Source organism: Polaribacter sp. KT25b (genome assembly GCF_900105145.1).
Classification (GTDB): Bacteria; Bacteroidota; Bacteroidia; order Flavobacteriales; family Flavobacteriaceae; genus Polaribacter.
The window spans coordinates 3435671-3460730 of the sequence record NZ_LT629752.1; the positions used below are offsets into that span (position 1 = coordinate 3435671).

The 25060-nt window shown below is 28.5% G+C and carries 24 protein-coding genes; 7 read left to right on the forward strand and 17 right to left on the reverse strand.

All coding sequences use genetic code 11. From position 1 onward, the window contains the following. Positions 1-80: 80 nt before the first annotated feature. Both BLT70_RS14840 and BLT70_RS14845 read right to left on the reverse strand, forming a co-directional pair. Positions 81-1613: a ribonuclease E/G gene (locus BLT70_RS14840; protein WP_091896060.1), complete on the reverse strand. Its 1533-nt coding sequence runs from the start codon at positions 1611-1613 to the stop codon at positions 81-83. A gap of 319 nt (positions 1614-1932) precedes the next feature. Next, a complete protein-coding gene (locus BLT70_RS14845) occupies positions 1933-2223 on the reverse strand; it encodes an HU family DNA-binding protein (protein WP_091896062.1) in 291 nt (96 codons plus the stop codon). Positions 2224-2364: 141 nt separating this feature from the next. Here BLT70_RS14845 and mutY point away from each other — a divergent pair, with 141 nt between their 5' ends. From mutY to gldD, 4 genes are read left to right on the forward strand one after another with little or no spacing between them, the layout of a single operon-like run. Further along, entirely contained in the window at positions 2365-3411 is a 1047-nt protein-coding gene (gene mutY, locus BLT70_RS14850) for an A/G-specific adenine glycosylase (RefSeq protein WP_091896065.1), read from the forward strand. A 35-nt stretch (positions 3412-3446) separates the two neighbouring features. Further along, the gene (locus BLT70_RS14855; RefSeq protein ID WP_091896068.1) at positions 3447-3878 is read left to right on the forward strand and encodes a single-stranded DNA-binding protein; all 432 of its coding nucleotides are present in this window, start codon (positions 3447-3449) and stop codon (positions 3876-3878) included. Positions 3879-3896: 18 nt separating this feature from the next. Next, positions 3897-5225 carry a gliding motility-associated protein GldE gene (gldE, locus tag BLT70_RS14860; protein WP_091896071.1) on the forward strand — a complete coding sequence of 443 codons (1329 nt, stop codon included), beginning with the start codon at positions 3897-3899 and terminating at the stop codon, positions 5223-5225. Next, a complete protein-coding gene (gene gldD / locus BLT70_RS14865) occupies positions 5218-5766 on the forward strand; it encodes a gliding motility lipoprotein GldD (RefSeq protein ID WP_091896074.1) in 549 nt (182 codons plus the stop codon). Before gldE ends, gldD begins: the two co-directional genes overlap by 8 nt. A gap of 170 nt (positions 5767-5936) precedes the next feature. Here the strand turns inward: gldD and BLT70_RS14870 are convergent, their stop codons facing one another. The 14 genes from BLT70_RS14870 to rplU form a co-directional block, all read right to left on the reverse strand. Beyond that, complete coding sequence (locus BLT70_RS14870) at positions 5937-7706, reverse strand: DNA mismatch repair protein MutS (protein ID WP_091896077.1); 1770 nt, start codon at positions 7704-7706, stop codon at positions 5937-5939. 6 nt (positions 7707-7712) lie between these two features. Next, complete coding sequence (locus tag BLT70_RS14875) at positions 7713-8804, reverse strand: HesA/MoeB/ThiF family protein (protein ID WP_091896080.1); 1092 nt, start codon at positions 8802-8804, stop codon at positions 7713-7715. A 62-nt stretch (positions 8805-8866) separates the two neighbouring features. Continuing rightward, positions 8867-10000 carry an NTP transferase domain-containing protein gene (locus BLT70_RS14880; protein ID WP_091896082.1) on the reverse strand — a complete coding sequence of 378 codons (1134 nt, stop codon included), beginning with the start codon at positions 9998-10000 and terminating at the stop codon, positions 8867-8869. Beyond that, the gene (gene moaC / locus BLT70_RS14885) at positions 9993-10469 is read right to left on the reverse strand and encodes a cyclic pyranopterin monophosphate synthase MoaC (RefSeq protein WP_091896085.1); all 477 of its coding nucleotides are present in this window, start codon (positions 10467-10469) and stop codon (positions 9993-9995) included. Before moaC ends, BLT70_RS14880 begins: the two co-directional genes overlap by 8 nt. A 141-nt stretch (positions 10470-10610) precedes the next feature. After that, the gene (locus BLT70_RS14890; RefSeq protein ID WP_091896088.1) at positions 10611-10904 is read right to left on the reverse strand and encodes a GIY-YIG nuclease family protein; all 294 of its coding nucleotides are present in this window, start codon (positions 10902-10904) and stop codon (positions 10611-10613) included. A gap of 240 nt (positions 10905-11144) precedes the next feature. Next, positions 11145-12332, reverse strand: coding sequence for a molybdopterin molybdotransferase MoeA (locus BLT70_RS14895; RefSeq protein ID WP_091896091.1), 1188 nt, complete (start codon positions 12330-12332; stop codon positions 11145-11147). Between the two features lie 182 nt (positions 12333-12514). After that, positions 12515-13507 carry a GTP 3',8-cyclase MoaA gene (gene moaA, locus BLT70_RS14900; protein WP_091896094.1) on the reverse strand — a complete coding sequence of 331 codons (993 nt, stop codon included), beginning with the start codon at positions 13505-13507 and terminating at the stop codon, positions 12515-12517. After that, positions 13508-13921: a YeeE/YedE thiosulfate transporter family protein gene (locus tag BLT70_RS14905; RefSeq protein WP_091896097.1), complete on the reverse strand. Its 414-nt coding sequence runs from the start codon at positions 13919-13921 to the stop codon at positions 13508-13510. Between the two features lie 92 nt (positions 13922-14013). Continuing rightward, entirely contained in the window at positions 14014-14571 is a 558-nt protein-coding gene (locus BLT70_RS14910) for a YeeE/YedE family protein (protein WP_091896100.1), read from the reverse strand. Between the two features lie 65 nt (positions 14572-14636). Further along, the gene (locus tag BLT70_RS14915; protein ID WP_091896103.1) at positions 14637-15869 is read right to left on the reverse strand and encodes a 3-deoxy-D-manno-octulosonic acid transferase; all 1233 of its coding nucleotides are present in this window, start codon (positions 15867-15869) and stop codon (positions 14637-14639) included. A 196-nt stretch (positions 15870-16065) separates the two neighbouring features. After that, a complete protein-coding gene (locus BLT70_RS14920; protein WP_091896106.1) occupies positions 16066-16797 on the reverse strand; it encodes a LytTR family DNA-binding domain-containing protein in 732 nt (243 codons plus the stop codon). An 11-nt stretch (positions 16798-16808) separates the two neighbouring features. Then, positions 16809-18737: a sensor histidine kinase gene (locus BLT70_RS14925; RefSeq protein ID WP_172824423.1), complete on the reverse strand. Its 1929-nt coding sequence runs from the start codon at positions 18735-18737 to the stop codon at positions 16809-16811. A gap of 109 nt (positions 18738-18846) precedes the next feature. Continuing rightward, positions 18847-19107 carry a 50S ribosomal protein L27 gene (gene rpmA / locus BLT70_RS14930; protein WP_036824185.1) on the reverse strand — a complete coding sequence of 87 codons (261 nt, stop codon included), beginning with the start codon at positions 19105-19107 and terminating at the stop codon, positions 18847-18849. A gap of 43 nt (positions 19108-19150) precedes the next feature. Then, on the reverse strand, positions 19151-19780 hold the full coding sequence (gene rplU, locus BLT70_RS14935; RefSeq protein WP_091896113.1) for a 50S ribosomal protein L21: 630 nt from the start codon (positions 19778-19780) through the stop codon (positions 19151-19153). Positions 19781-20051: 271 nt separating this feature from the next. Between rplU and BLT70_RS14940 the strand changes: the two genes are divergently transcribed. After that, a complete protein-coding gene (locus BLT70_RS14940; RefSeq protein ID WP_091896116.1) occupies positions 20052-21365 on the forward strand; it encodes a pitrilysin family protein in 1314 nt (437 codons plus the stop codon). Between the two features lie 45 nt (positions 21366-21410). Next, entirely contained in the window at positions 21411-23459 is a 2049-nt protein-coding gene (locus tag BLT70_RS14945; protein ID WP_091896118.1) for a pitrilysin family protein, read from the forward strand. Positions 23460-23544: 85 nt separating this feature from the next. On the opposite strand, the gene BLT70_RS14950 is transcribed toward BLT70_RS14945, so the two are convergent. Then, the gene (locus BLT70_RS14950) at positions 23545-24417 is read right to left on the reverse strand and encodes a DMT family transporter (protein WP_091896121.1); all 873 of its coding nucleotides are present in this window, start codon (positions 24415-24417) and stop codon (positions 23545-23547) included. 157 nt (positions 24418-24574) lie between these two features. Here BLT70_RS14950 and BLT70_RS14955 point away from each other — a divergent pair, with 157 nt between their 5' ends. Next, entirely contained in the window at positions 24575-25021 is a 447-nt protein-coding gene (locus tag BLT70_RS14955; protein WP_091896124.1) for a cation transporter, read from the forward strand. The last annotated feature ends 39 nt before the right edge of the window (positions 25022-25060 follow it).

Genomic DNA, 25060 nt, shown 5'->3' on the forward strand with positions numbered 1-25060 from the left:
TTAAAACCACAAAACCCCGCAACTTAAAAGTTACGGGGTTTTTTGATAAAAAATTATTGCCTTATTTATATTACAAACAACTATTTACTAGCTTGAAATTTATAATACAAATATGTGTAAGCATCTCTAGGTATAATTGTAATCCACTTTTTGTGTTTTAAATACCATTTAAAACGAATTGAATTTACTCCTTTTGTTAAATAGGAAGCAATAAAAGGATGAATGTGTAATTGTATCTTTTTATTGTTTGATTTAGAATTTAAAATAAATTTTTCTAAATCTGATTCAATTTTATCCAATAAAACTATTGGAGCTTCTACTTGTCCATTTATATTTGGGTCGGCTTCGGTAGTCTTTATACTTAACTCAGGTCTAACCCTTTGTCTTGTAATTTGTACTAACCCAAATTTACTTGGAGGTAATATTTTGTGTTTTGTCCTATCAAAAGACATTTGTTCTTTTAAATATTGAAACAGTTTATTTCTGTTTTCAACTTTATGCATATCAATAAAATCAACTACGATAATGCCTCCCATATCACGCAATTGTAATTGACGTGCTATTTCTGCTGCAGCAATTAAATTAACTTCTAACGCTGTCTCTTCTTGAGAGCCAGCTTTATTAGAACGATTTCCGCTATTTACATCAATAACGTGTAAAGCTTCTGTGTGCTCTATAACTAGATACGCACCTTTACTCATAGAAACTGTTTTTCCAAACGAAGTTTTAATTTGCCTTTCTATTCCATATTTTTCAAAAATTGGAGTTTCAGACCTGTGCAACTTTACAATTTTTTCCTTTTCGGGATAAATTTCTTGCAGATATTCTTTAATTTCTACTTTCAAAGTTTCGTCATTAGTTACAATGTTTGTAAAAGTTTCATTCATAACATCTCTTAAAATAGAAGATGCTCTATTTAACTCACTTAATATTTTAGTTGGTGTGTTTGTGTTAGGTATTCTCTTACACATGGTTTTCCAACGATCTAATGAGTTTTGCAAATCTTTATCTAATTCTGCTACTTTTTTTCCTTCAGCAACAGTTCTTAAAATAACGCCAAAACCTTTAGGTTTTATGCTTTTTGCCAATCTTTTTAAACGTTCTTTTTCTGCTGGGTCTTCTATCTTTTGAGATACAGAAACTCGGTTAGAAAAAGGAACTAAAACCAAAAATCTACCAGCAATAGAAAGCTCTGAGCTTAATCTTGGACCTTTTGTAGAAATTGGTTCTTTTACAATTTGTACTAATAGGTTTTGTCCTGTTTTTAGTACATTGTTAATACTACCGTCTTTGTTAATGTCAACTTCTTTTTGGAAGTTTTTTAAAGTGAATTCTTTATACTTACCTGTGCCTACTTTCTTAATGAATGAATTTAATGAGTTTACTTGTGCACCTAAATCATGATAATGTAAAAATCCATCTTTTGGATAACCTACATTTACAAAGGCAGCATTTAAACCAGTTAATACTTTTCCTATTTTGGCTAAAAAAATATCGCCAACAGAAAATTTATTACCAGTTGTTTCATTATTTAATTCAATAAGTTTTCCATCTCTTAATAAGGCAAAATCAATATCAGATGAATTTGAACGAATTATCAATTCTGTTTTCATACTGAAATGGTTTTAAACTACACTTAATTGTGTAGATGGATTAATATTGTCAGGTATTTTATAATACCGTGAGAAGATTTACTGCCTTACACAACTAGCAAACCTTCAAATGTCAATGAACTTTTTTTTAAAAAAAATTTAATTCTTTTTCGCTAAATAATAAACGAAAAAGTAAGCGAATGCTTACTTTTTCTTGTGTCTATTTGCTCTAGCTCTTTTCTTTCTTTTGTGTGTAGAGATCTTAGCTCTCTTTCTTTTTTTACCACTTGGCATAATGTTCTGGTGTTATTAAACCCTTAAGGTTTAGATTAATATTGTGTTACTTTACTGCTACTTTGTTTTTTACTCCTTCAGTAAAAGTTTTAGCCGGTTTAAAAGCTGGAATATTGTGAGCTGGAATCTTAATAGTTGTATTCTTAGAAATATTTCTACCAGTTTTCTCTGCTCTTGTTTTGATAATAAAACTACCAAAACCTCTTAAATAAACGTTATCACCATTTTCTAATGCACCCTTCACTTCAGCCATAAATGCTTCAACAGTTGCTAAAACATCTGTTTTTTCTATACCAGATTTGTCTGAAATTTTTGATACGATATCTGCTTTCGTCATGATTCTATTTTTACTATTTATTTGTTAAATTACTTTCAAAAATGCGGATGCAAATATATGATAATTAATCAATTCCAAAAAGATTAAGACTTAATTTTATCTTAATTTTAAAATGTAATATTGCAATTCTATTTTTAATCGATGAAATTTTCTAATACTTTAATATACTGGCAGTTACAAAACAACCGAGAATTACCTTGGCGCAAAACTAAGAATCCATATTTTATTTGGTTGTCAGAAATCATGCTACAACAAACAAGAGTTGCTCAAGGAATGGCATATTATCTAAAATTTACAGCACATTTTCCCTCTGTTTTCGACCTCGCTAAAGCGGATGAAAGCACCGTTTTAAAAATGTGGCAAGGTTTAGGATATTATTCTCGTGCAAGAAATCTACATTTTACAGCAAAACAAATTGCAAACGAATTTAATGGCAAATTTCCATCAACATATAAAGAGATTATAAAGCTTAAAGGAATTGGCGATTATACAGCTTCTGCAATTGCATCTATTTGTTTTAATGAACCAACTGCTGTTGTAGATGGCAATGTTTACAGAGTTTTATCGAGATATTTTGGTATTAAAACTCCTATAAATTCATCCGCAGGAATTAAAGAATTTAAAGCTTTAGCACAAACATTATTAGATACAACACAACCAGGAACGCATAACCAAGCATTAATGGATTTTGGCGCATTGCACTGCAAACCTCAAAACCCGCTTTGCGAAACCTGTCCTTTTTCTAATAGTTGCGTAGCTTTAAAACAAAAATTAACAAAAGAATTACCTATAAAGGAGAAGAAAATTAAAGTTAAAAATCGTTATTTTAATTTTCTTGTAATAATTACAGATGACAATAAAACCATTTTATCAGAAAGAAAAGGAAAAGGCATTTGGCAAGGTTTGTATCAATTTCCTTTAATTGAAAGTGATTATAACATTAATAAAGACGAACTTGTTTCATCAGAAAATTTCATTAATTTATTTCCTGATGAAACCACTATTTCTTTATTTAATAAAAAAGAAATAGTTCATAAATTATCTCACCAACATCTTTATACTCAGTTCTGGATTATAGAAACAGCAACTTCATCTAAAGCAAAAATAAATTGGAAAGACATTAAAGAGCATCCTGTTCCTGTTTTAATTGCCAATTTTATTGAAGAATTTCTATCTAAAAGTAATTGATATTTTTAGTACATTTGATTTGTAATTAAAAAGTAATGGCAAGCACAGTAAACAAGGTAATTTTAATTGGTAATTTAGGCGATGATGTAAAAATGCATTATTTTGATGGAGGAAATTCTATTGGAAGATTCCCTATTGCTACTAGCGAAAATTACACAAATAAGCAAACTGGCGAAAAAATTACAACTACAGATTGGCACAATATTGTTGTTAGAAATAAATTAGCAGAAATTTGCGAAAAATATTTATCTAAGGGCGATAAAGTGTATGTTGAAGGAAAACTTAAAAATAGACAATGGGAGCAAGATGGCGTTAAACGCTATTCAACAGAAGTTCATGTTCATGAAATGACCTTTTTAACGACTAAAAAGAGCCTTGATTCTGCAAATAATTCAAAACAAAACCAACAATCTGCTGCAAAACCAACATCTGTTGCTTCAGAAAAGAATGACGATTTACCTTTTTAATTTATAAAACTTTAAAAATTGGACCCAGATCCCGAACTTTTTTTTATATTTTTTACTTCAATTAATTTCTTAACCGGAATTAATCTTATTGCTTTTATTGCCTTATTAATAAGTTCTGCATTAATATCCGGAACAGAAGTTGCTTTTTTCTCGCTTTCTCAAACAGATTTAAACGTACTTTCTAACGACGGAAAAGAAGATAATATTATTGTAAAATTATTAGAAAGACCTAGAAAATTATTAGCAACAATTTTAATTACCAATAACTTTATTAATATTTTAATTGTTTTGCTATTTGCTTCTTTAGCAGAAAATTTATTTGGTGATTTTGATTATCAACTAAATCTTCATTTTATTTCTGTTCCTATTCGTTTTTTAATTGAAGTTATACTAGTAACCTTTTTAATACTATTGTTTGGCGAGGTTTTACCTAAAGTGTATGCTTCTAGAAATGCATTGCCTTTTTCAAAAAAAATGTCGAAATTTATTCATGTAATAAATATTTTGCTAACTCCTTTTAGCACACCTCTAATTTCGTTAACAAAATTTGTTGAAAAAAAATTAGGTAGCAGAAACACTAATTTTTCTGTTGAAACATTGTCGCAAGCTTTAGAATTAACTTCGGATGGAGCAACAACCAAAGATGAACAAAAAATTTTAGAAGGAATTGTAAATTTCGGAAACACTGAAACTGTGCAAATTATGAAACCTAGAATAGATCTTTTTGCACTTTCTGATACAGAAACGTATGAAAACGTGTTGACTAAAATTTTAGAAAATGGCTATTCTAGAAACCCTGTTTACAAAGAAAATATAGACAATATTGTAGGTGTTTTGTACGCAAAAGATTTATTAGCTCATTTAAATAAGAAAGATTTTAAATGGCAAAATTTAGTTCGTGAAGCTTTTTTTGTCCCAGAAAACAAAAAATTAGATGATTTATTAGACAACTTTAGAGCACGTAAAAACCACTTAGCAATTGTTGTTGATGAATATGGAGGCACAAGCGGAATAGTTACTCTTGAGGATGTTATCGAAGAAATTGTAGGCGATATTAATGATGAGTTTGATGATGATGATTTAGCCTATTCTAAAATTGATGAAAATAACTACATCTTTGAAGGTAAAACAAGTATTAAAGATTTTTGTAGAGTTTTAGATGATGAAGACGAAGAGATTTTTGAAGAGGAAAAAGGTGAAAGTGAAACGATTGCAGGTTTTATTTTAGAAATTTCTGGTAAATTCCCTAAAAAAGGAGAGAAAATAAACTTCAAGAATTATACGTTTACTATTGAAGCGTTAGATAAAAAACGCATCAAACAAATAAAAGCAACCAGAAATGCGTAATATTTTTATTCTCTTATTTTTACTAATTTTTATTTCTTGTAATTCAGATATTTTACCAAAACCAAAAGCGTATTTGAGTTTAGAATATCCTAAAAAAGAATATTCATATTTAACTTTAGAAAGACCTTATTCTTTTGAAGTTTTAAAAAGCACAAAGATTATTGATGACGAAAATAATTGGTTAAAAATTGAATATCCTAATTTAAAAGCGTCAATAGATATTACTTACAGACCTGTTAAAAATAATTTAAAAGAGCTTTTAACAGAGTCTGAAAAATTGGTTTTTAAACACGCTGTAAAAGCAGAACAAATTATACCAAAAGACTTTGTAAACCCTAAAAAAAGAGTATTCGGAAGTTTATATGAAATTACAGGAAATGCAGCTTCTCAAATTCAGTTTCATGTAACTGATAGCACAAATAATTTTATAAAAGGTTCTTTATATTTTTACGTAAAACCAAATTACGACTCCATTTTACCAGCAGTTGCTTATGTAAAAGAAGATATTTTACATCTGATAGAAACTTTAGAATGGAAATAAAAGCCCATCTTAATCTTCCCAAAGGGAAGAAATATTCTAATATTTAAAGATAAGGATGTTATTTCAAAATAAGCCTTTTTAGGCGATTGAGAAATCTCAAATCCGTCTTGACTCTTTTTTATTGTTCTTGTTTTTTCTCTTTTACTTTTAACTTTTAGAATTTCAGGATTTTAAACAATTTCCATTTTATGTAATAGAAAAGAAGCATTCATATTTTTACAAATTCCGTTTTTTAAAGTGTAATCAAAATGTAATTCGTTATTGATAATTTCTGCATCAAAATAATAATTTTTGATTCCTGAAAACTCGTTTTCTAATTCACACAAACTCACATCATGCGTTGCAATAATTCCTGTTGATTTAGATTTTGATAATTTTTCTACAAACTTTTTAGAGCCAATTGCTTTGTCTTTACTGTTTGTTCCTTTTAAAATTTCATCTAAAATAATAAAGTATTTTTCTGATTTGATTTCATCAACAATAAATTTTAAACGCTTTAATTCTGAATAAAAATAAGACTCATCTTCTGTTAAAGAATCTGTAGTTCTCATACTTGTAATCAGTTTTATTGGCTGATATTTAAAACGTTCTGCACAAACAGGTAACCCACAATTTGCCATTACAATTGATAAAGAAACCGTTCTTAAAAACGTACTTTTCCCTGCCATATTTGCACCTGTAATTATAAAAAACTGCTCATCATCAATCGTGAAATCATTATCAATTCTCTTATCAACTTTTAACAATGGATGCCCTAAATTAGTTGCTTTTATAATTTCTTTTTCTGATAAAATTTCCGGAAACACAAACTTTGGATGATTAAATTTAAAATTTGCTAACGAATTTTGAGCATCAAAAAAAGCAACAACTTCAAACCATTTTTGCACAGTATGTTTGTACTTTAAAATCCATTTTTCTACTTTACAAGCATTAAATATTTCTGATAAAAATAACCCATTTCCAAGCACAGAAATAACGATGTTATTTCTTTGATCAAAACCATCTAAAGTTTTAGAAAATTCTTTAAAAATTGTTGATGCTTTTTTCTCTTCAGATTTTATAATCTCTTGTTTTTCTTTTAATATTTTTGATGTAAATTCTTCATTTTCTATTTCATCTAATAATTGATGATATTGCTTAAAAGTCTCTCTAACTTTATCGGTTTCTGAGTATAAATGACTCGTTTTTTTAATAAAGCTACCTGTAACAGAAAGCCCTATAAAAAACCATATAATGATAATTGTAAAAGGTATAATTCCGAAAGAAATTAAACCAATTAAAACCACAGAAATTAAAGAAAATACAATTTGTATTTTTGATAAATGTTTAGAAAAAACCGAAGTATAATTAGAAATCCAACTTACAATAGATTTAGAGGTGTTTTTAACAGAAACCAAACTTGCTAAAGCAGAAAAATGTTGACGCCAAATTACCTTTTTAGAAAGCTCTTTTAAAACATTTTGTTTCTCTAAAATAGCTATTGTTTTATTTTCTGTAAATGTATTTGCTAAAAGATTTTTTCCATCGTTTGTCGCTGTTCTATTTAGATATTGAAAAAAAGAACCTGTGCCAAATAAATCAATATCATTGCTATAATAATGTAACGGATTTATAAATTCTTTACCAGTTTCTAAGTGATGAAAATCACGACTTAAAACTTTAATTTCTATTTTATTGATCTTAATTTTTGCATCTAAAATCTCTTTTTTTCTCTTTAATTTAATAAATTGTAACACCAAAAAAGTAAAAAGTGAAATCCCTAAAAAGGCGACTATAAAAACATCTGGATATTTACCTAAAGTAAGATAAATTAAAAATGCAACTCCTAAAAAAACGGCGAATCTAAAAATGCCCAAATTAATTAATTTCTTTTTTAAAGCAGCTGCTTTACTCTCTAATTCAGCTTTTTGCTGAACATAAAAATCTAAAGGTTTTTTCATTAAAAATTATTTGTAGTTAGAAATTCCGCCAGTTAAATTCAACACTTTTAAACCTGGATATTTCTTTTTCATTTTTTCAGTTGCCTTGTAACTATTTAATCCACGTTGGCAAACCATAATATAAGTTTTATCATAATCAACCTCAATTTTATCAGCATCAAATTTATTGATATGAATTGTTTTATTGACATCAAAAGGCAATTTTAAATCATTTAAAACAGCAATAATTTCTATATTTCTCGACTGCACTCGATGTGACAAAATTTGTTTTAATTCTTTAGCTGATATTTGCCAATCTGGATTTTGAGTAGCACAAACAATATCAAAATACGTTTGTACTTTAAAAATTTTAGCAATTTTGTCTTTTAAAAATCTAGGTTTCAACTTCATTTTAAGCTGTGTATTTTGAAGGGAATTATAAATCAATAATTCATTAATTAATGGTTTTCCAATTCCTGTAATCAGCTTTAAAACCTCATTAACTTGTTGTGTTGCAATCATACCAACAACAGCATTTAAAGTTCCTGCTTCTTCACAATTAGGAATATCTGTTGCCATTTCTGGAAACGCATCTCTTAAATTTGCTGAATAATTTCCGTCTTTTTGCAAAACATTAAAAGTAGCAACATAACCATCAAACTTATACAAAGAACCATATACTAATGGCTTATTTTTGATAACGCAAGCATCATTCAACAAGTATTTTGTTGGTAAAGAATCTGTTCCATCAACAACAATATCAATATTTTCAATCAACTCAAAAACGTTTTCTTTTGTAATTGGATTATTCGTAAAACTGACTTCTGTAAATGGTGCTCTTTTTTTTATAAATTCTGATAAAACTTTTGCTTTTGGTTGATTCACATCTTCTAAAGAATAAAAAACTTGTCGGTGTAAATTGGTAATATCAACCGTATCAAAATCTACCAAATGGATTTTTCCAACGCCACTTGACGCTAAATAAACCGCAACGGGGCTTCCTAAACCTCCACAACCAACTACCAAAACAGAAGCGTTTTGTAATTTCTGTTGCCCAACTTCACCAATTTCTGATAAAGTTATTTGACGTTTAAAAAGTTGGTTTTTTGTTGGTTTCATTTTTTGTCATTGCGAGGAACGAAGCAATCTCTCCATTCAACATTCATAAATTATTAAACAGATTACTTCGTCATTCTTCCTCGTAATGACGTCGATGAGATCTCACTTTTTGCAACCTCAAATTCTTCAGGAGTATTTATATTTCTAATAAAAGAATCATCAATTTCTACAATTTCAACATCAGAATTTATTAACATTTTACGCGGACAAGAATATCCTTGTGCTAAATATTGCAACAAAATAGCATACGCTTTTGGTTCATAAATAGTAATTAACGGCTCAGGGAAATCTTTGTTTTTTCCTTTAATTGCAGTAGCAACTTTACTTGGATTTCTATGTTTTAATAACAACTGAATAACTTCTTCATTAACAAAAGGAACATCTGTTGCCAACACAAACCAAGCCGAATTTGGATCTTTTTGAAACGCAGAACAAATTCCGCCAAAAGGTCCTAGATTGTAAAATTCGTCAGCAATTTCAAAGCTTTTATCTGATTGATTTTTAACAGAATAAAACGTTTCTAAATTTTGGTTTTCAAGCAATATTTTAACATACTTTTTTTGTGATTTTCCAAAATAATTGAGCTCAGATTTATCTGTTCCCATTCTTGTACTTTTCCCTCCAATTAAAACCAATCCTTTAACTGATGCAATTTTTTCTTGAATTAAACTATTTATGTGATTTGAAATAGCATCAACGGCATCAATTGTATAGCAATTCAGGTTTTTTATCTGCGGATATTTTTCTTCTAAAAAATCAAAATATTCAGTTTCTGATTTCAATTTTACTACAAACTGAATATTATCTAACTGATCCAATCTTTTTAAAACTGAAGCTTCTTTTGCTTCATCTAAAATTAAGATTTGTTTTGTTCCTTGATAATGATTCCCGTTGATAAAAACAAAATCGAATTTCGCAAAATCTAAACGTTGCTGAAATTTATTTACGTTTTCAGAAGTTGTGATTTGTAAATTTCCTTCGTGATGAAAAAAATATTCTGACAAACTAATTTGTTCAACATCTTTTGCATGCGAAGCATCAAAATAAGCTAACTTATAATTAGAAAATTTTTTAGAGACTTTATGAACTAAATCAGAAATAACACCACAATTTGCACCTAGAATTGCAATTTCATTGGGTGCAAAATTATCGTTATTTCTTTTTTCTAGGTTTGTATGTTTTTTGTGTTTAGCCATTTTTAATATCAGATTTTCCTCCTGTTTTTTCTAACAATTTCACTTCTTTAATCACCATTTTTTGACTGATACTTTTGCACATATCATAAATGGTTAAACATGTAATATTTGCACCCGTTAACGCTTCCATTTCTACGCCAGTTTTTCCTGTAATTGTAACTTCACAAAGAACTTCAACATTTTCTGAATCTATAATATTAATATCAATATCTACTCCATTAATTAATAATGGATGACACATTGGTATTAAATCTGATGTTTTTTTTACACCTTGAATTCCTGCAATAATTGCCGTTTGAAAAACAGGTCCTTTTTTGGTAATTAACTCATCATTTGTAAAATGAGCTATAACTTCTTTTCCTAAAAACATCGTTGCTTTTGCAATCGCTGTTCTTTTGGTAATTTTCTTATCAGAAACATTTACCATTTTAGGATTGTTTTTTTTATTGATGTGTGAAAAATCATTCATATTTTCTTTAAGTGTTCTCGATACAATTTCGATGAAAAATCGAAATCACTCGAACTGACAATCACTAGGTTCAAACTAGATAACACAATATCACTTCGAGTGAAATTCTTTTTTCAAGAATTTTGTATCGAGAAGTTTTTTTTACTTTTTAAATTTCTTCTTTGCTAAATTAGGAAGTTTTTCATACTCATCATTAATTAAAGCTTCCTTTTTAGCTTTCGACCATTTTTTTATTCGCTTTTCTGTGTCAATAGCAAATCCAACTTCAGAAAATTCAGCATAAAAAACTAATTCAAGTGGTCTTCTTTTGTAAGTATAACTTTCTTGATGTTTTCCTTGTTGATGTTCAAAGAATCTTTTTTCTAAATTAGAAGTTATTCCTGTGTAATAAGTATTATCAGAACATTTTAAAATGTAAACATAATAGGTTTTCATATTTGAATTTTTAGAATGTTAATTATGACGTGTTCTCGATACAATTTCGCAAAAAAGCGAAATCACTCGAACTGACAGCATGTTATTACAATTATTCATAATTAATAAATCAATGTCACTTCGAGTGAAATTTCTTTTTCAGAAATTTTGTATCGAGAAGTTTTCTTTTTCGACATTAAAAATGTTCTCGATACAATTTTTCTTCCTCTGTCAGAAAAACCACTCGAACTGACAGTGCGTTTATCTATATCTAATAATAGGAAAACTTTCTCCTTTTTTAAACTCAGTTTTATCATTTGGTAATTGAATAAAAGCATCTGTTTTCACCAAACTTGCTAAATCTCCAGAACCATTTCCAGAAATTGGAAACGCAACTAAATGTCCGAATTTACTTTCTAATTTTACTTGTAAAAAGTAGGTTAAATTAGGTTTAAAAGTTGCATCTGCATTTAAAATTGCAGTTTCTTCTTTGGTTTCTACTCCTACAGATTTGTAATACCAAGGATAAAAATATGCTAAACAATTTACAAAAGTTGAAATCGGATTCCCAGGAAATCCGAAGATATTACAACCACTCGTTTTTCCGTAGAAAAAAGGTTTTCCTGGTCTTTGGGTTACTTTATGAAACAATTTTTCAACTCCTAATTCATCAAAAACTTCTGGTAAAAAATCATATTTACCTTTGCTTACTGCTCCACTAAAAAGCAACACATCATATTCTTGTAAATACGCTTCAATTTTAGATTTTAAAATTGGTTTATCATCTGTAATATGTGCAGTTTCTGAAGAAATATGTAGTCTTTCTAACAAAGAAACTAATGTAAAAACATTGCTTCTTCTTATTTGATGTTCTAACGGAATTTCATCAACACCAACCAACTCATCACCTGTAGAAACAATCATTACTTTTGGCTGTTTTGCAACTTTTACCAACGATTTACCAACAGTTGCTAAAACTCCTATTTCTGCGGCGGAAATAATTGTGTTTTCTTCAATTAATAAATCTCCTATTTTTCCGTCTTTTCCTTTTTGATGCACATTTTGACGGTCGCAGACCGTTTCTATATTAATTGTCGCTATTCCGTTTTCTGTAGAAACATCTTCATACCTAATAACCGTATTTGCCTTGTTTGGTAAAACTGCTCCAGTCATTACTTCAATACAATTCGCTGAATTATTTAATGTGATTTGCTCACTTCCTGCAGCTTGGATTCCTTCAATTTTAAAACTTCTTTGTCCGTTTTTGAATGATTGAAAATCAATTGCAATTCCATCCATAGAAACCCTGTTAAACGGTGGAAAGTCTCTATCTGCAACAATCTTTTCTTTTAAAATTCTACCTACAGATTTTATAAACGGAATTTCTTCAACTCCAAAGTCTTGAGGTGAATTTAAAACTATATTTTTTGCTTCTTTTACTGAAATCATTTATTTAAAATGTGTATTAATAAGCCCACCCTAACCCTCCCAAAGGGAGGGAAACCCAAATTGGGCATAAAAGTTTACCAATTTTTAAAATCTATTATTGTTTTTAATAAGCATCTTTAATTTTAACCAAACTTTTGACATGAGTATTTCTTCCCTTTGGGAAGATTAAGATGGGCTCTTTTCTACCCTCCTATTGTACTCATACTTTCAGAAGCGCCACCATCTTTACGGTTTACTTCTGCTATAAAACCATTTTCTGGTTTCTGTTTTACTAAACCTAAAAAGAGTTCTTTTAAATCATCATTTGAAGCTCCTTTTCTGATAAAATCTCGAAGATTAAAAACGCCATCATCAAACAAACAATTTTTAAATGTTCCTGTTGATGTTATTCTAATTCGATTACAATCGTTACAAATAGTTCTTGTAAATGCAGGAATAATTCCGAAAGTTCCTAAATGATTATCAACTTTATAATTTCTAGAAGTTGATGATTTTTCTGATTGAACTTCTGCAACATCAAACTCAGTTTTTACCTCATTTAAAATTTTATTAAAAGTCCAATTCTCTTGCATTTCTCTTTGTCCTTTTCCGTTAAAAGGCATTTCCTCAATAAAACGTACAGAAACATTTTTATCTTTTGTCAATCTTACAAAATCGACTATCTCATCAGTATTAAAACCCGATTGTACAACTACATTCAGTTTTAAGTTTAAACTACTTTTTTCAAGCAATTCAAACGTTTTATAAACTTCAGGAAAAACATCTCTTCGTGTAATTTTCGCAAATTTTTCTCTATCTAAACTATCAATACTTAAATTGATGTTTTTAACTTTTTCTAATTGTTCAATTCTAGAAATATGATGAGAAATCAACGCGCCATTTGTTGTAATATTAATTGCATCCAACAAATCATTATAAGACAACATTTCTAAAAACCCAACAAAATCTTTACGTACAAAAGGTTCTCCACCAGTTAAACGCACTTTATTTACGCCCAATTCTGTTAAAACTCTAATTAAGCGATACATTTCTTTAAATGTAAGTAATTCTTGTCTTGGAACAATATCAATACCATGAGCAGGCATACAATATTGGCAACGCAAATTACAACGATCAGTAACTGCTAATCGCACATATTCCATTTGTCGCCCAAAATTGTCTATTAATTTGCTCATTTAATTTGGTAATTTTTTACTTAAGATTCCGTAGATAAATGCTCCTAAAAGTGCACCAATCAATAAAATTAAAGCAGGAATTAATTTAAATCCAAGAATTACAAAAATTGGTGCAGCACAAGCTCCAGAAATACCCCAACCTAAACCAAAAAATGTTCCTCCTAAAATAGTTCTGATAAAACCTTTTTCTTTTGGTTGTGGTATAATTTTATTTCCATTAATATCTTTTATTTTTCCGTTTTTAAATAACTGCATAAAAAGCATCGAAATTACAACTGCCGAACCAATGACTCCAAACATATGAAAAGATTGAAACTTAAACATTTCATAAAAACGATACCAAGAAATGGCTTCAGTTTTACTTAATACAATGGCAAAAAAGATTCCTAATATTAAAAATTTGATGTTTTTCATTTTGAATATGTTTTAAATTTTCAATTAACTTCTCGACTGCGCTCGAAGAGACAAATTGAACATAATTATTTTTGTTTAATGCCAATTATTGGCTAAAATAAAATTGGAATTATAAACCATGTAGCAATAACACCACCAATAAAAAATCCTATTACAGCCAATAAAGAAGGTAATTCTAAATTACTTAAACCTGTAATTGCATGACCAGAAGTACAACCGCCAGCATAACGAGTTCCAAAACCAACAAGAACTCCAGAAACTAAAAGAATTAAAAAACCTTTTAAAGAGGTGGAAATATCTTCTCCAAAAATTTCATCAGGAAAATACTGATTTCCAACATTTGAAAATCTTAAATCTGTAAGTTCGTGAACTGTTTTTGGATTCAAATCTATTGTTTGATCTGGAATTAAATATTTAGCAGAAATAAATCCACCAATAATTAAACCAACCACAAACATCAAAGCAAAATCTCGATCTTTCCAATCTTTCTTAAAATAATCTGAAACTTTTCCTGCCCCAGCCATTGAACAAAGCGTGTCAAAATTTGTAGAAGCTCCAAAATTTCTACCAAAATAAAAATACAATAACAGCGAAATTGCAATTAGTGGACCACCAACATACCAAGCCCAAGGTTGTAATATAAAATCCATAATTTGTTTAATTTATTCTCGACACAATTCTGATAAAAACCAAAATTACTCGAACTGACATTAATTTAAAGTTTATCCTTTAAATAATTCATAACTAATTTTGTTGCTCCAAGGTTGTCTTTAATATACCTTTTATTGATAACTCCCGTTAATTTTCTAAAATTTCCATCCTTTTTTAAATGGATAAGATTATTTGTAAATTCTTCTTGATTTTTAATTGAAATACAACCGCCAATTTTAACCAAATCTAAAGCTTCTTTAAATTTGTCGTATTTATTTCCAATGATAACAGGAATTCCGAAAGTTGCTGGTTCTAAAATATTATGTAAGCCCGTATTTAAACCTCCACCAACATAGGCAATATCTGCAGCTGCGTAAATTTTGGTTAAAATCCCAATCGTATCAATTATAAAAACTTGATATTCTGATAAATTTTTATCAGATTTATCAGAAAATAAAACAGTTTTTTTGTTGATAGATTTCTGTAATTCTAAAATTGCTTCTTGCTTAATATTATGAGGCGCAATAATAAATTTTTCGTCTTCGGATGCATTATTATTGATGTAATTTACCAACAATTCCTCTCCTTCTTGCCATGTACTTCCTGCAACAACTGTGTATTTATGATCTTTAAACTGATTGATAAAATCTAGCGAATTGTCTTGTTCTAATATTTTAGAAACTCTATCAAAACGTGTGTCGCCAGCAATTGTAACATTATTAAAACTAATGGAATTTAATAACTCTTTTGATATTTGATTTTGCACAAAAAAATGATTGAAAGCTTGTAAAGATTTTCGCATAAAGCCGCCATAAAACTTAAAGAAAATTTGATTTTTTCTTAAAATTCCTGACACTAAAATTGTTGGGATTTCTTTCTTTTTTAATTCGTTTAAAAAGTTTGGCCAGAATTCATATTTTATAAAAATGGCAAACTTTGGATTTACAGTTTCAATAAACTTTCTTGCATTTGTTCTACTGTCTAAAGGCATGTAACAAACAACATCTGCTAAATTATAATTTTTACGAATCTCATATCCAGAAGGCGAAAAAAAAGTAACTAAAATCTTATATTGTTTATAGTCTTTTTTTAATTCTTCTATAATTGGCCTTGCTTGTTCAAATTCGCCTAAAGATGCAGCATGAATCCAAATAGTTTCTTCATTTTTTAATGCACTTATTTTAGAAAAAGTTTCTTTTCTTCCATCAACAAAAAGCTTTAATTTTTTACTAAAAAAAGCTAGTATTGAAAGTAGCATCGTTGCTTTAAAAACAAGTATGTTGTACAAAAAATTCATAGGGGTAAAAATACAAAATAGAAGTTAGTTAAGTACTCAAAATTACAAGCATAAAAAAAGTTACTCTAAAAAAGAGTAACTTATTAAAAAACATATATGTCCCCCAACGCAATATTTCTGTATAAATATAGATATAAATATTAGTGTAGAGTTTAAAAATGTTCTAAACCTTATGTTATTTGTTCTGAAATTCACTCTAAATTAACTTAATGAATTTTATTAATTCTTCTTTGTATGTTTTACCTATTGGAATTTCTGAATTATTAATAATTACTGAAGCAGTTTTAACTTCGGATATATACTTTACATTTACAACAAAACTTCTTTGAATTCTTACAAACCTAGCATCTAAACTTGAAAGAATATCATTTAAACTTCTTCTTACTAAAAACTGCTGAGTATTCTTTAAATGTAATTCAACATAAACGTGATCACTTTTTAAATACAAAATATCATCAAAATAAATTTTTAGAAAAGAACCTTTGTTTTTAATAAAAAATGCATCCTTTATTACATGACTATCATCAGCTTCATCTTCCTTATTTTTATGAATAATTGAATAATTTGAAAGCGCAATTTCAATAGAAGTATATAATTCTTCTTTAGAAAAAGGTTTTATTAAATATGCAGGTGGCATAACCTCTTTAGCCTGATTTAGAGTTAAAGAATCTGCATTTGAAGTTAGAAAAATAAAAGGAAAATGATAACTTTCTCTTATTTTTTTAGCAATATCTATTCCTGTTTTTTTACCTGATAATTGAATATCTAAAATAGCAATATCTGGCTTTTCTTCTTCAATTCTTCCAATTGCTTCTGTATAACTTATTGCTGGTTCTAAAGCTTGATAACCTAATTCTTCTAATGCATCGCAGATGTTATCTGCAATAATCATTTCATCTTCTACTACTAAAATTTTTACTTTGTCCATCAAAAAAAATGTTAATCAACCAATTGTCTTGCATGTAAATCTTTAAATATAATTTCAAATCGAGCTCCTTTTTCATTTGTTAAACTTAAAGTACCATGTAATTGTTTTACCAATCTATTTACCAAACGCAAACCTAAACTTTTTGCTTTTTTTACATCAAAATTACTATACAAACCAGGCCCATTATCTTCTATAATTAGTTTAAAATTGTTATCAATTTCTTTATTTATAGAGATTGATAATGTATTCTCTTTTCCTTGTTTAAAAGCGTATTTATAAGAATTAGTAATTATCTCGTTAATTATTAAACCTAAAGGAATTGCTGTATCTATATCAAAACTCATATCTTTTGATGTAATTGATGTGTCTATTTTATTATCTGATTTAAAAAGTGATGAAAGTTCTTTTACAAGTAATTGTATGTATTCATCAAAATCGACTAAACCGCTTTCATTTTGATATAATTTCTGATGGATTAAAGCCATAGATTTTACTCTATTTTTACCTTCATTTGCTAATTCTAAAGCTTTTTCATCTTCAATACCTTTGCTTTGCAATTCTAATAAACTCGATACAATTTGAAAATTATTTTTTACTCTATGATGCACTTCTTTAACTAACAATTCTTTCTCTTTTAAAGACTTGTTAATCAATTTATTTTTTTCACTTAATTCTTTAGATTGTTTTCTTATTTTTCTTATCGTAAAAAGAGAAATCAACAAAAAAACACCGATTAAAGCTGCAATTACTATAAATATTTTTGTTCTCTCTTTTTCACTTTCAATTTCAACTTCTTTTTCTTTAACAGCAGCTTCTGTTTTATAATTAGACAGAGTTTCTGATAATTCTTTAGAATAAATATTTTTTATTAAAAATATTTCATGTTTTTTATACCTAATACTTTCCTCATAAAAACCATGAGCAACAAGCGCATCTGCACTAGCGGCAATTAATTTAGTAAATTCATGCTGATTTAAATCTTTACCTAATTCGGTAAACTTTTCTGTAAGCTCAAATACATTTTTAACTTCAAACTTATTTAAAATCGCTCTTTTTTCAGTTGAATTCTCATCGAGTTTTGCAATAAACTTAACATAAAACTCATAAGAATTGGCCCTTGAGTTTTCATTATCATAAATCTCATCTAATAAATCCCTTATTCTTAGATGATTACCACCTTTATAAATATAAGCATCTACTAAATGTTCTAATATTGCATGATGAAATGCTGTTTGTTCTGGTAACTTTTTTTCTAACTCTAAACTTTGTTCGCTAACATCAATATATTCTTGTAGTTTATCTTCTTGAACTAAGAAATCTGTTAAGTAGTATAAAAAAATTATTTCAAGTTTAATATCCTTTAATTTTCTGGCAGCTTCAATACTTTTTAAACATAACTCTTTTCCTTTTAAGTCTTGCTTAATATTATACATTATAATAGGATGACTAGTAATTTGAGTTTTTAATGCCAAAACTTGATCATCTGCATCATCAAATTTATTTACATAGGCTTCTAATTTTTCTTGTTCAACATTAGCAGCCTCTAGCGTAACCTCATCTCTTAAATTACTTATTTGACTCCATTTTATATAAACATAATCAGAATTTATATTTTTATAATTATTTGGTTCTTTTATAAACTCATTTATAAAAGAATGAATAGAAAAATAATTAAGAGGTTTTCTTCTACTTACTGATTTTAAAAACCTATCATATTCTGAATAAGAGAGTTCTTCTCTATTTTTAATTCTAGTTAAAATTGAAGTGTAATCGTTATTTTCTAGTTGACGTAAAAAAATAGATGCAGAATCTAATTTTTTATCTAAAATATAACCTTCTACTTTCTTAATAAACTCTTTTTGAGATATTTGATTTTCTTGAGCTGTAAAACTCAATAAAAAAATAAAATAGAATAATAATGTAAACAGTGTACTTCTCATATATATATTGGGGATAAATGAGAAATATACCATAAAATCATATCAAAAAAAAACGCTCAAACAATTAATTGTTTGAGCGTTTTATAATAATTTTAAAAGTCTTAGCTTCTTAAACTTCAAAAGGAGTTATAGATACATAAGATCTATTATCTTTTTTCTTTCTAAATTCTACTACTCCATCAACCTTTGCATGTAAAGTATGATCTTTACCCATGTAAACGTTTTCTCCTGGATTATGAGTTGTTCCTCTTTGACGAACGATAATGTTACCAGCAATTGCTGCTTGACCACCAAAAATCTTAACACCTAAACGTTTTGATTCTGATTCTCTACCATTCTTTGAACTACCTACACCTTTTTTATGTGCCATGTTATTGAGTTTTTATAGGTTATAAAAGTTAAATTTTTAGGAATTATTTTTCAATACCTCCGTCTAATCTATCTTGTAATTCTTTTAATTCATCCCACTTACCATCAGCAGCTAAACCTGCTTGTTTTGGCCAAGTAGTTGTTACTAAATGAGATAATCTAGAACTTGCTTCAGTTAAGATTTCACTCAATTTTGCTGGATCAGCTTTTGCTACTTTTGCAAAAGTATCTAAACCTGCATTTACTAAAGCTTCTGCTGCTTTAGGTCCTGCACCTTCAATTTTCTTTAAATCATCTGCTTTTGCAGCTTTTTTAGGAGCAGCTTTTGCAGTTTCCTTTTTAGGAGTTGCTTTTGCACCACCAGTAGCAGCAATAGATTCAATTTGAATCTCGCTTAAATACTGTCTGTGTCCATTTTTCTTTTTGAATCCTTTTCTTCTTTTCTTTTTGAAAACGATTACTTTATCACCTTTTAAGTGACTTAAAATTTGAGCTGTTACAGAAGCTCCTTCTATAGCTGGGGCGCCAATTGTTACATTACCAGCGTTATCAAGTAAAAGAACGTTATCAAAAGTTACTTTTGATCCTGCCTCTCCTTGTAAACGATGAACGTATACTTTTTGGTCTTTTGCTACTTTAAACTGCTGCCCTGCTATCTCTACGATTGCGTACATACTTTTTGTTTTGCGTATTTATACTTAATTAACACATTATCAATACTGAAAATGCGGATGCAAATATACATATTTTTTAACATTGGACAATATTGTTTTATTATAAAATAATTATATCAGAAAAAACTCACTTTTATTATAGTTTTTAAAGGATATTTAATTTTTTGTTTGGTATTTTTGATGCAAGCCACTTCTACTTTTTTTTATTTTGTAACAAAATAGTAGACTTTGCGTCAAATTTAAACACATATTATTAACTAAAAAAAGATCAATGAAGAAAAGTATTTTATCTCTTGCTTCTGCTATGCTATTTGTTTTTTCTGCAAATGCACAAAAAGTAGAGTTTGAAGAGTACAATTTAGATAACGGAATGCACGTTATTTTACACAAAGACACTTCTGCACCTGTAGTAGTAACCTCTGTAATGTATCATGTTGGTGCTAAAGATGAACAACCAGGAAGAACTGGAATGGCACACTTTTTTGAACATTTATTATTTGAAGGAACAAAAAATATTAAAAAAGGAGAATGGTTTAAATTGGTTTCTTCTAATGGTGGTAGAAATAACGCCAATACCACAGACGACAGAACTTATTATTACGAAATTTTTCCGTCAAATAAACTTGAGTTAGGTCTTTGGATGGAATCTGAACGTTTATTGCACCCTATTATTGGGCAAGATGGTGTTGACACACAAAATGAAGTTGTAAAAGAAGAAAAAAGATTACGAGTAGATAATCAACCTTATTCTCATTTTTTAGAATATGTAAAAGAAAACATTTTTAAAAAACACCCTTATAAAGGTACAACCATTGGTAAAATGGAAGACTTAGATGCAGCAACTTTAGAAGAGTTTTTAGCATTTAACAAAAAGTTTTACGTACCAAATAATGCAACTTTAGTAGTTGCTGGTGATATTGATATTGCTTCTGCAAAAAAAATGATTCAGGATTATTTTGGACCAATTCCAAAAGGAGCAGAAATCACTAAAGATTTCCCAATGGAAGATCCAATTACAGAAGCAATGTATGCTAAAGGATATGACCCAAATATTCAGATTCCTGCTATTATGGCTGCATACAGAACACCTTCTATGAAAACAAAAGATTCTAGAGTTTTAGATATGATTTCATCATACTTAAGTACTGGTAGAAGTTCTGTTTTGTACAAAAAGTTAGTTGATGAGAAAAAAATGGCTTTACAAGCAGGTGCAATTAATGCTAGTCAAGAAGATTATGGTACTTACATCTTATACGGCTTACCACAAGGTGAAACTAAATTAGAAGACATTATTAAAGAAATTGATGAAGAGATTGTTAAAATACAAACTGAATTAATATCAGAAAGAGATTATCAAAAACTACAAAACAAATTTGAAAATGACTTTGTAAACTCAAACTCTAGTGTAGAAGGTATTGCAAACTCTTTAGCTCGATACAATGTGTTATATGGAGATACAAATTTAATTAATACAGAAATTGATATTTACAGATCAATTACAAGAGACGATATTCTAGCAGTTGCAAAGAAATATTTGAATCCTAATCAACGATTAATTTTAGAATATTTACCAGAAAAAAAATAATATAGATACAATCATTGATTGATTTCTTAAAATAAGACACAAATTATGAAAACAAAAATTTTATCATTAATAGCATTTCTTCTAGTATCTGTTGCTGTTAATGCACAGATAGATAGAAGTACAATGCCAAAACCAGGGCCAGATCCTGAAATTAAATTAGGCACACCAAAAACCTTTACATTAAAGAATGGTTTAAAGGTAATTATGGTAGAAAACAATAAACTACCAAGAGCATCTGCTAGTTTAACTATTGACAATAAACCTTATTTTGAAGGTGAAATTGCTGGAGTTTCTAGCATGATGGGAAGTTTATTAGGTCGTGGAACTACAAACATCAGTAAAGATGAGTTTAATGAAAAAGTAGATTTTCTTGGAGCTAATGTATCCTTTTTTAGTTCTGGAGCATATGCTTCTTCATTAAAAAAATATTTTCCAGAAATTTTAGGATTAATGGCAGATGGAGTTAAAAACTCTCAATTTACACAAGAAGAATTTGATAAAGAAGTACAAATTACTTTAGATGGTTTAAAATCTAATGAAAAAAATGTTACTTCTGCTGCAAGACGTGTAGAAAATGTATTAACTTTTGGTAAAAATCATCCTTTTGGAGAATTTACATCAAAAGAAAGTGTAAGTAAAATTACTTTAGATGATGTTAAAAACAACTACAATACCTACTACAAACCAAACAATGCATATTTAGTTATAGAAGGTGATATTAACACAAAAGAAATAGAAAAATTAGTTAAAAGCTTGTTTTCTGATTGGGAGCAAGGAGAAATTCCTGCTTATACAATACCAGCAACTGAAAGTGTAGCAACTACAGAAATTAATTTTATTAATATGCAAAATGCTGTACAATCAGAAATTGCTGTAATTAACAATGTAGATTTAACTTTAGGCGATAAAGATTATTACGCTGCATTAATGGCTAGTAATATTCTTGGTGGTGGCGGAACTGCACGTTTATTTATGAATTTACGTGAAGATAAAGGATACACTTATGGTTCTTACGCTAGTTTAAGACAAAACAGATATGCAGGTTCTTTTAGAGCAACTGCAAGTGTTAGAAATATGGTTACTGATAGTTCTGTAGTAGAAATACAAAAAGAAATTAATAAAATTAGATATCAAAAAGTTACGCCAGAAGAATTAGAAAATTCTAAAGAAGAATATATTGGTGGCTTTGTTATGGATGTGCAAAAACCTAGAACTGTTGCTAACTTTGCTTTAAATATAGAACGTTATAATTTACCAAAAGACTTCTATGCAAACTATATTAAAAATATTAAAGCAGTTACTCTAGATGATGTTCAAAATGCTGCAATAAAATATTTTAGAGGAGATAAAGCTAGAATTATTATTACAGGGAAAGGAATTGATGTGCTTAAAAATCTTGAAAAAACAGATTACGTAATTAAGTATTTTGATAAATATGGTAATCCTACAGAAAAACCAGCAATGACTTTACCAATTCCTGAAGGAATGACAACTGCAAATGTAATTGACAAGTACATAACTGCAATTGGCGGAAAAGATAAAGTTATGGCAATTAAAACCACAATGATGGTTGCAAATGCTACAATTCAAGGTACTCCTTTGGTAATGACTAAGAAATCTTCTGCACCAAACAAAACATCGCAAGAAATTGCTGTTATGGGTAATGTGATGCAAAAATCTGTTTTTGATGGTACAACAGGTTATAAAGAAGCTAGAGGTCAACGTACAAATTTAGAAGGTGATGATTTAGAAAAAGCTAAAAAAGATGCTTCAATTATTAGCGATTTAAATTATACTAATGGTAAACTGGACAGAATTGAACCTATCGACGGAAAAAACTATTTTGTTATAATTTACAATGATGTAGAAGCTTTTTATGATATGGAAACCGGCTTAAAAGCTCAAGAAATAAGAACCACAAAAGCACCAGACGGTTCTGAAGCAAAAGTACCAACTACTTTTAGCAATTACAAAGAAGTAAAAGGTGTTAAATTTCCGTTTGCAATAGGTATAAAATCTGGACCAATGGATTTAAAATTTGAAGTAACTGATTTTAAAGTAAATGAAGGAGTTACTGATGCTGATTTTAAATAATTTTCTTTTAGAAAATAATACTATTATAAAAGAGTCAAGACTTCGGGTTTGGCTCTTTTTTATTCTCAACTTTTGAGCTTTAAGTCTACTTTTTCTTATTTACCAAATACACACCAAATAAAATAATTACACCAGCAAAAAACTGAATTAAATCAAGCTTTTCTCCATCTAAAATTCCCCAAGAAATAGCAACAATAGGAATTAAATAAGTTACTGATGATGCAAAAATTGGCGATGCTAAATGCACTAAATTATTATAAAATATTTTTGCAATTCCTGTTCCTAAAACCGCTAGAATAGTAATATAACCTAACGCTGACATTTTGGTTTCTGTATACTCAAAAGTGCTAAAAAAATCAGTAAAAACCAAAACTACAAAAGCCGGAATTACCAACAACAAAAAATTGCCAGCCACAATACTTATCGCACTAATATCTGATAAATGTTTCTTTACAATATTTACATTAAAAGCGTATCCAACAGAAGCAATTACAACTAATATCGAAAACCAATAATTTTGATTCGGATTTAAATCAGCGCCTTGTAGAATCAATAAGATTGTTCCAATTAAGCCAATAACAATTCCGATAAATTGTTGCTTTTTAAATGTAAATCCAAAAGCCAAAGCACCAACAATAAATGTATTAAAAGGCGTTAAGGAATTTAAAATGGAAGTAATAGAACTATCAATACCAGAAACAGCATAAGCAAATAGAAATACTGGAAAAAAAGTACCTAAAAGTGCTGTAGAAACAATGTATTTATAATGTTTTTTCTTGATTTCTTTTAGACTCTTAGAACCAATCATCAAAAGAAATAAACCAGCAATTAAAATACGTAAAGCACCTAATTGAATTGGAGTTAAACCAATTAATGCTTTTTTCATCAAAATAAAAGAACTTCCCCAAACCAATGAAAGTAAACCCAAATACAACCACTTTTTTTGTTGAATATTCATAAGCTTGATTAAATTTTTCACAAAAGTCTGATATTTATTTAAATACAATACTTTTTATTGATAAATTTGTAAAATAATTCAATAACAACATCTGATAATCCTTTTTTAGGAATTATCTCTTATTAAAAAATCAATAAAAATCTTTAAATTTTATCTAATGAAAGTTCAAAAAATAATATTCTCGATAGCAATTGCTTGTTTTATTTTAACAGGATGTAAAAATGAAGCACCTAAAGAAGTGAAAAAAGAAAATGTGTCTTTAGCAATTTCTGGTATGACTTGCGAAATTGGTTGCGCAAAAACTATTCAATCTAAATTATCTAAAAAAGAAGGTGTTTTAGATGCTAAAGTTGTTTTTACTGATAGTATTGCAAACATTGAGTTTGATGCTAATAAAACATCCAAAGAAGATTTAATTGCTTTTGTAAGCGGAATTGCTGGAGGCGAATTATACAAAGCTTCAGAAGCTTCAAACAAAATGAATACTTCTAAAAAGACGCATGCTTGTTCTGATGCTTGCAAAGAAAGTTGTGACATGAAAGCTGATAAACCAGCTTGTAAAGAAGATTGTAAAATGGCTTGTTGCGCTGATAATAAAGCCTAAATAAAATTCATATAACCAAAAAAGCAGGCTTTAAAAGCC

Coding starts and splice junctions, on each gene's coding strand:
- BLT70_RS14840 (WP_091896060.1), bottom strand. CDS start 1,613: ATGAAAACAGAATTGATAATTCGTTCAAATTCATCTGATATTGATTTT.
- BLT70_RS14845 (WP_091896062.1), bottom strand. CDS start 2,223: ATGACGAAAGCAGATATCGTATCAAAAATTTCAGACAAATCTGGTATA.
- mutY (WP_091896065.1), top strand. CDS start 2,365: ATGAAATTTTCTAATACTTTAATATACTGGCAGTTACAAAACAACCGA.
- BLT70_RS14855 (WP_091896068.1), top strand. CDS start 3,447: ATGGCAAGCACAGTAAACAAGGTAATTTTAATTGGTAATTTAGGCGAT.
- gldD (WP_091896074.1), top strand. CDS start 5,218: ATGCGTAATATTTTTATTCTCTTATTTTTACTAATTTTTATTTCTTGT.
- BLT70_RS14870 (WP_091896077.1), bottom strand. CDS start 7,706: ATGAAAAAACCTTTAGATTTTTATGTTCAGCAAAAAGCTGAATTAGAG.
- BLT70_RS14875 (WP_091896080.1), bottom strand. CDS start 8,804: ATGAAACCAACAAAAAACCAACTTTTTAAACGTCAAATAACTTTATCA.
- BLT70_RS14880 (WP_091896082.1), bottom strand. CDS start 10,000: ATGGCTAAACACAAAAAACATACAAACCTAGAAAAAAGAAATAACGAT.
- moaC (WP_091896085.1), bottom strand. CDS start 10,469: ATGAATGATTTTTCACACATCAATAAAAAAAACAATCCTAAAATGGTA.
- BLT70_RS14890 (WP_091896088.1), bottom strand. CDS start 10,904: ATGAAAACCTATTATGTTTACATTTTAAAATGTTCTGATAATACTTAT.
- BLT70_RS14895 (WP_091896091.1), bottom strand. CDS start 12,332: ATGATTTCAGTAAAAGAAGCAAAAAATATAGTTTTAAATTCACCTCAA.
- moaA (WP_091896094.1), bottom strand. CDS start 13,507: ATGAGCAAATTAATAGACAATTTTGGGCGACAAATGGAATATGTGCGA.
- BLT70_RS14905 (WP_091896097.1), bottom strand. CDS start 13,921: ATGAAAAACATCAAATTTTTAATATTAGGAATCTTTTTTGCCATTGTA.
- BLT70_RS14910 (WP_091896100.1), bottom strand. CDS start 14,571: ATGGATTTTATATTACAACCTTGGGCTTGGTATGTTGGTGGTCCACTA.
- BLT70_RS14915 (WP_091896103.1), bottom strand. CDS start 15,869: ATGAATTTTTTGTACAACATACTTGTTTTTAAAGCAACGATGCTACTT.
- BLT70_RS14920 (WP_091896106.1), bottom strand. CDS start 16,797: ATGGACAAAGTAAAAATTTTAGTAGTAGAAGATGAAATGATTATTGCA.
- BLT70_RS14925 (WP_172824423.1), bottom strand. CDS start 18,737: ATGAGAAGTACACTGTTTACATTATTATTCTATTTTATTTTTTTATTG.
- rpmA (WP_036824185.1), bottom strand. CDS start 19,107: ATGGCACATAAAAAAGGTGTAGGTAGTTCAAAGAATGGTAGAGAATCA.
- rplU (WP_091896113.1), bottom strand. CDS start 19,780: ATGTACGCAATCGTAGAGATAGCAGGGCAGCAGTTTAAAGTAGCAAAA.
- BLT70_RS14940 (WP_091896116.1), top strand. CDS start 20,052: ATGAAGAAAAGTATTTTATCTCTTGCTTCTGCTATGCTATTTGTTTTT.
- BLT70_RS14945 (WP_091896118.1), top strand. CDS start 21,411: ATGAAAACAAAAATTTTATCATTAATAGCATTTCTTCTAGTATCTGTT.
- BLT70_RS14950 (WP_091896121.1), bottom strand. CDS start 24,417: ATGAATATTCAACAAAAAAAGTGGTTGTATTTGGGTTTACTTTCATTG.
- BLT70_RS14955 (WP_091896124.1), top strand. CDS start 24,575: ATGAAAGTTCAAAAAATAATATTCTCGATAGCAATTGCTTGTTTTATT.